Here is a 6,106-nt window from a genome sequence, read left to right as displayed (position 1 = left end):
TGCTGGTAGTGGTCGATGAACACCGCGGTCGGCTTCTCGTACCCGTACTCCTCGGCGACCTGATTGATGAAGTACAGCGTCAGCGTGGAGTCCTTCCCGCCCGTCCACATCACCGCGGGGTTCTCGTACTGCTCGAGGCCCCGCTTCGTGACCTCGATCGCCTTCTCGAGTTTGTGTTGCAGCGACGGGTAATCGGCCGGATCCTCGCCCTCGCCGTCCGTGTAATCGACGTCGACGCTCGCCGGAAAGTCATCGCTCATACGGCAGAGTTGTCACTGCGGAGGCAAATAGTCCTTCTGAAACGGCGCGGCTTGCCAGTACGCCCGACCCGCGGCGGGACTCGGCGTGACCGGCGGGGCTCGCCAGAACACAAGGAATATGTCGGCAGCACTGGATACTCTGCCCATGGGACTTTTCGATAGGCTGCGCGGCGACGACGACGAGCGAGTCGTCTTCCTCGGCATCGACGGGGTACCGTACGACCTCGTGCAGGATCACCCCGACGTGTTCGAGAACCTCACGGCGATCGCCGAGACGGGAACGGCCGGGCGCTTGGAGAGCATCGTCCCGCCCGAGTCGAGCGCGTGCTGGCCGAGCCTCACGACGGGGGTGAACCCCGGCGAGACGGGCGTCTACGGCTTCCAGGACCGCGAGGTCGACTCCTACGAGACGTACGTTCCGATGGGGAAACACGTGAAGGCGACGCGGCTGTGGGACCGCGTCACCGACGCGGGCCGGGACGCGACCGTGCTCAACGTCCCCGTCACGTTCCCGCCGTCGACGCGGATCCAGCGACAGGTCTCCGGGTTCCTCTCGCCCGGGCTCGACGCCGCCGCGAGCGACGACGCGGTCGAGACGGTGCTGCGGGACCGCGACTACCGCATCGACGTGAACGCGAAGCTCGGCCACGACGACGACAAGACCGAGTTCATCGAGAACGCCCACGCCACCCTCGACGCCCGCTACGACGTGTTCACCCACTACCTCGCCGAGGACGACTGGGACCTCTTCTTCGGCGTCTTCATGAGCACCGACCGCGTCAACCACTTCCTGTTCGGCGACTACGCGAACGACGGGGAATACAAGGACGACTTCCTCGAGTTCTACCGCACGCTCGACGAGTACATCGGCGAGATCCGGGCGTCGCTCGACGACGACACGACCCTGATCGTCGCCTCCGACCACGGCTTCACCGAGCTCGAGTGGGAGGCGAACTGCAACAAGTTCCTCGCCGACGAGGGGTGGCTCTCCTACGAGGACGACGACCACGACTCGCTCGAGGACATCGACGACGACACGCGGGCGTACTCGCTCATCCCCGGGCGCTTCTACCTCAATCTGGAGGGCCGCGAGCCCGAGGGAGTCGTCCCCGAGTCCGAGTACGAGGCGGTCCGCGAGGAGCTCAGAAGCGACCTCGAGGGGCTCACCGGCCCCGACGGCCGCCGGGTGTGCAAGCGGATCGTGAACGGCGAGGACGCCTTCGAGGGCGCCCACGACGAGATCGCGCCCGACCTCGTCGTCATCCCGGCGGACGGCTTCGACCTGAAGGCCGGCTTCGGCGACAAGGAGGCCGTCTTCACCGAGGGACCGCGCAACGGGATGCACAAGTTCGAGAACTCGCTTCTGTACACCACCGACCCGAACGTCGACGTCGCGGGCTCGAACCTCTTCGACGTGGCCCCGACGATCCTCGACCTGATGGACGTCGACGCGGAGGCCCCGTTCGACGGCGAGAGCCTGCTCGCGGAGTAACGCCGGTTTCGGCGGCCTCACCGCCACGCCGACCGCGACGTTTTCACCCCAGCAGCGACCACCGCTCGCCCGGCGCGGCCCGGAAGCCGTACAGCTCCGCGTCGTCGACGACGATCAGCCGGTCGCCGACCGCGAACAGCTCGTCGACGGTGACCCCGTCGGGCAGCGGTGCCGTCCAGCGGTTCTCTCCGTCAGTCCCCACGGCGGTGATCCGCGGTTCGTCCTCCTCGCCGAGGCCGACCTCGTCCTCGGCGACGTACACGCCGTCCGCGTCGGCCGCCAACAGGTCGCGGGTCGGGAGGTCGGAACGCTCCCAGACGACCTCGCCCGCGGCGGCGTCGATCGCTCGCATCGTCCCGCCGGCCGAGTAGTAGAACCGACCGCCGGCGCGGGAGATCGCACGGGGTCGGCTCGAGGGGATCGACACGGACAGCGCGAACCGGCGGTCGAGGTCGCGGCGGTAGCCGGTGACGCGCTCGTTCGAGTCCCTGGCCACTAGGGTCCCTCCGAAGACGGCGAGCCAGTCGACCTCGACCGACAGCGAGCGGGCGACCCGTCGCTCGCCGGTCGGGTCGAAGCGAGCGAGGACGGTACCGTCGCCCCCGGAGCCGCCGTCCGGGCCGACGCCCGCGACGGCGACCCACGCGTCCCCGCCGTCGACCGCGACGCGGTCGGGGGTGACGGCGAGCGACCCAACGTCGCTCCCGTCGGGCCACGCCTCGCTCAGCGCGAACGCGCGGTCGCCTGTCTCGGCGTCGAGGACGACGACGTCGTCCCCGACCACGGCGGCCACGAGGCGGTCGCTGGCGCGGACGGCGTCGACGTTCTCGGGGAGGTCGTCGTCCGTCGAGCCGTCGGCGCTCGCGGTCGAGCCGTCGGCGCTCGCGGCGTCCACGTCGACCTGCCACCGGATCGGGTCGCGCTCGTCCGCCTCGCTCCCGTCTTCGTCGACCGTCGGGTCGTCGAGGTCGAGCGCGGCCGTCTCGCGGTCGATCGCGGTCACGCGGTCGCCCTCGACGGGCGCGACGATCGACGTCTCGGTGACGGCGGGCGGGCCCGCGGCCCGTCGCTCGGTCTCCGCCTCGAGTCGGGTGTCGCCCGCCGGGTCGAGCGCGGTGACCGCCGCGTTTTCCACGTCGTACCACGTCTCCGATTCGAAGTCGTACGTGCGGCCGGACCGGTTCCGCAGGACGAACAGCCGGTCGCCAGCGGGGAGAAACCAGCGGTCGTCGACTTCGAGCAACCCGCCGCCCGCGAGCGACGACTCCCAGGCGAGGTCGCCGCCGCCGGGGCGGTAGCCGCAGCCGGCGAGGGCGCCGACGACACCGAGCCCGACCGCCGCGAGGAATCGGCGCCTGGAGAGGCCCACGGTCGCGTCGCGTCCCGTCACGCGGTCTCACCCGCGAGTTCGCGGAGCCGCCTGACGCGTTCGCGGGTCGGCGGGTGCGTCTCCGGGAAGACGTCGGTGCTCACGAGCTCCTCGTCGCCGAACGCGCGGCTCTCCAGGGGCGCGACGTACAGGGCCTCGGCACCGCCGTCGAACTCGCGGAGGTCGCGTTCGGGCACCGCCGGCATCGTCTCGTCGAGCGTCTCCAGCGCCGCCGCGAGCGCCGCCGGCGACCCCGTGATCTCGGCGGCCGCGCGGTCGGCCGCGTACTCGCGGTACCGCGAGAGCACCCGGTGGATCAGGACGCTCCCGACCCAGAACATCGCCGAGACGGTGAGCGTGAGGACCGCGCTCACCGCGATCACGACGATCCCGACCGCGAGCGCTCGGCCGTCGCGGTTGCCGCCGGACCCCCCGCCACCGAAGCTGAGGAACCGGAACAGGCCGTAGAGGACGTAGAAGGCGAGCACGGCGAGGTAGTACGTGACCGTCGGGAGCAGCCACGCGACGGTCATGAGGCTGGCGTCTCGGTTCGCGAGGTGCGCGATCTCGTGGGCCAGCACGGCGTCGCGCTCGTCGTCGTCGAGCGTCTCCAACAGCGCGGTCGTGACGACGACAGTGCCGTCGCCCAGCGTCCCGACCGCGAAGGCGTTCGGCAGCGCCGTCCGCGCGACCGCCACGTTCGGCTTCGGGACGTCCGCCTGCGCGGCCACCCGCGTGACGGCGGCGTGCAGCTCCGGGTACTCGTCGGCAGACACCCGACGCCCGCCGACGGAGCGAAGGACGGTTCGGGGGCCGTACCGGTACTGAACCGCGAGCCCGCCGAGGACGACGACCGCGAGAACGACCGGGTCGACGTACACCTCGCCGGTGTAGGGGCGTTCGTTCGCCCACTCCAAGAGCGGGAGCCCGACCGCGTTGACGAGGAAGACGAACGTGTACGCGAACGCGAACGGGAGCGCGATCACCAGCCCGACCGCGATCAGCATCCGGAGGCGTAGCTGGCGGTCCCGGTCGAGCCGGTTCGACGGCGCGAGCGCGCGAAGCGGGCGGAGGGATCGGAGCCGGTCTGCGATGGAGGGCGACATCGTGTTCGACCGGCGCGTTTGGTCGGCGGCGAGTTAAATCCGTTCGGTCGGTGTCGAACACCGCATACAGAGCACGTCGGTGCCGGCCCAGTTGACGTCGTTCGACCCGCAGTCCGGGCACCGGTGCGTCTCGTTACCGTACTCCGTCGTCCCGCGCGGCGCCGCGAGGTGGCCGTCCGCGACCGCCTTCTCGACGAGCCCCGCGAAGCGCTGCTTTTTAATCCGGGCGCGGTGCGCGAGGAAGTCGCCCGGCCGCGAGGGGTCGGACCCGTGGAGGTCCTCCCACCGGATCGCGATCTCGCCGTTCGCTTGTCCCCGGGCGACTTGCTTGATCGTCGCGGCGGCGGCCCCGAACAGCGGCGTCGTCGCGAGCGCCTGCGGCGAGTCGATCGCGTCGCCGGCGGCCGCGTAGCGCGCCGCGGCGTCGTCGTACGCCGCCCCGGCGCCGTCGAGCCCCCCGGCGATCTTGAAGTCGGCGACGAACTCCGCGAGGCAGGCGCCCTGACCGGGCGCGTCGAGGACCCGCTGGAAGTCGCGCGTCGCGGCGATCCCCTCGACCGCTCGCCGGGTGGCCCGCGGGTCGACGCCGGCGACCCGGTACGCGACGGCCGCCGCGAGCAGCTGTTGAAGTCCCTGTCCGATCCACCCCTTCTCGTCGGGGGCGAAGGGGTCGAGACCCTCGCGGGGGTCGGCGAGCACCCGGCGCCCGCCGCGCGTGTACCGGTTCCCGGCCGTCTCGTACTCGCGGGCCGCGAGCGCGTCGACCGCGGCGTCGTGGTGGCCGCCGTCCTGCGTGTTCATACCGGATACAGGGGCCGGACCGAGTTGCGTGTGACGGTCGCCGCGGGACCGAGGCCCGGGCGAGCAACGGCGCGACGGTCGAGCGTCAGCGCTCGGGGGCGAACGCGGCGCCTCCGTCGGCGGCGGGAGCGGTCGGTTCCCGCTCGGTCGCCGGCGCGGGACGGACGGACTCGTAGAACGCGACCGAGTACGTCGCGTAGAACGCGGCGAACACGCTCGTCAGGAGGAGGTACCCGACGCCGGCGACGACGAGCACGGGAAGCGTCGGTTCGACCGGCACGAGGTCGGCGAGCGGCGTCGCGGCCGCCCCCGCGGACTGCGGACCGAGGACGATCGACGCGGCCGCGGCCAGCGTCCCGAGGGCGACGCTCCCGGCGAGGAGGACCAGCGTGTAGCCGACGACGCTCACCAGGTTCGATCGGACGAGTCCGACGCTGCGCCGGAACCCGTCGACGAGATCCGCGTCGTCGAGGACGATCGCGTGAGCGTAGAACTGGACGGCGAAGGTGACGAGGAGGTACGCGAGGAGGAAGCCGCCCCCGACGACCGCGAGGAGCGCGAGCAGCGTCGGATCGACGCCGACGCCCGGCGCGCCGGTGGGCATCGACGCCACGCCGCCGACGACGACGATGAGCCCGCCGATGAACGCGACGAACCCGAAGGCGAAGTTGATCGCGAGGAGCACGAGGTACGCGAGCAGCAGCGACACGTAGTTGTCCTTCCCGGCGGCGACGAGCGTGCGGAGACCGGTCCGCCCGGCGATCGCCTCGCTCGCCATCCCGAGCAGCCCGCCCTGGAAGAAGGGGAGGGCGAGGACGAGGACGCCGAACGTGGCGAGCGAGACGAGCGCCGCCAGAACCGGCCGCGTCGAGGGGACGATGAAACTCGGGACCTGCGCGAGCCCGTACAGCGCCGTGACGAGCAGGAGGACCGGGTTGCGAGCGATACCGCCGACTGCCGGACGGAGGGCGTGGAGGGCCGCCATGGCCTCACGTTTCGGCCGACAGATATAAAATGACTGCCTCGTCGATACCCTCAGCGGGAGACGCAGTCCGGATCCCCCCGTCCGGCACCGAAA

Annotated in this window: 5 protein-coding genes and 1 pseudogene; 1 reads left to right on the top strand and 5 read right to left on the bottom strand. The window is 71.4% G+C overall.

Features of this window, described 5'->3' with window-relative positions; translation table 11 throughout:
- Window positions 1-260 (bottom strand): annotated as a pseudogene (locus R6U01_RS00915) (nodulation protein); the annotation flags it as partial.
- Window positions 261-405: 145 nt separating this feature from the next.
- On the opposite strand from R6U01_RS00915, the gene R6U01_RS00910 reads away from it, so the two are divergent.
- Window positions 406-1,752 (top strand): alkaline phosphatase family protein, encoded by a 1,347-nt coding sequence (locus R6U01_RS00910; protein WP_410284578.1) that lies wholly within the window; start codon window positions 406-408, stop codon window positions 1,750-1,752.
- 43 nt (window positions 1,753-1,795) lie between these two features.
- Here the strand turns inward: R6U01_RS00910 and R6U01_RS00905 are convergent, their stop codons facing one another.
- The 4 genes from R6U01_RS00905 to R6U01_RS00890 form a co-directional block, all read right to left on the bottom strand.
- Window positions 1,796-3,142, bottom strand: a complete 1,347-nt coding sequence (locus R6U01_RS00905) for a PQQ-binding-like beta-propeller repeat protein (protein ID WP_410284577.1) — start codon at window positions 3,140-3,142, stop codon at window positions 1,796-1,798.
- Entirely contained in the window at window positions 3,139-4,227 is a 1,089-nt protein-coding gene (locus R6U01_RS00900) for a M48 family metalloprotease (protein ID WP_410284576.1), read from the bottom strand. Before R6U01_RS00900 ends, R6U01_RS00905 begins: the two co-directional genes overlap by 4 nt.
- A gap of 33 nt (window positions 4,228-4,260) precedes the next feature.
- Window positions 4,261-5,028, bottom strand: a complete 768-nt coding sequence (locus R6U01_RS00895) for a hypothetical protein (protein ID WP_410284575.1) — start codon at window positions 5,026-5,028, stop codon at window positions 4,261-4,263.
- Window positions 5,029-5,113: 85 nt separating this feature from the next.
- On the bottom strand, window positions 5,114-6,013 hold the full coding sequence (locus R6U01_RS00890; protein ID WP_410284574.1) for a hypothetical protein: 900 nt from the start codon (window positions 6,011-6,013) through the stop codon (window positions 5,114-5,116).
- Between the last annotated feature and the right edge of the window lie 93 nt (window positions 6,014-6,106).

Source organism: Halorubrum sp. (assembly GCF_046498025.1).
In the GTDB taxonomy this organism is placed as follows: Archaea; Halobacteriota; Halobacteria; order Halobacteriales; family Haloferacaceae; genus Halorubrum.
This window is presented reverse-complemented; position numbering and strand designations above follow the sequence as displayed.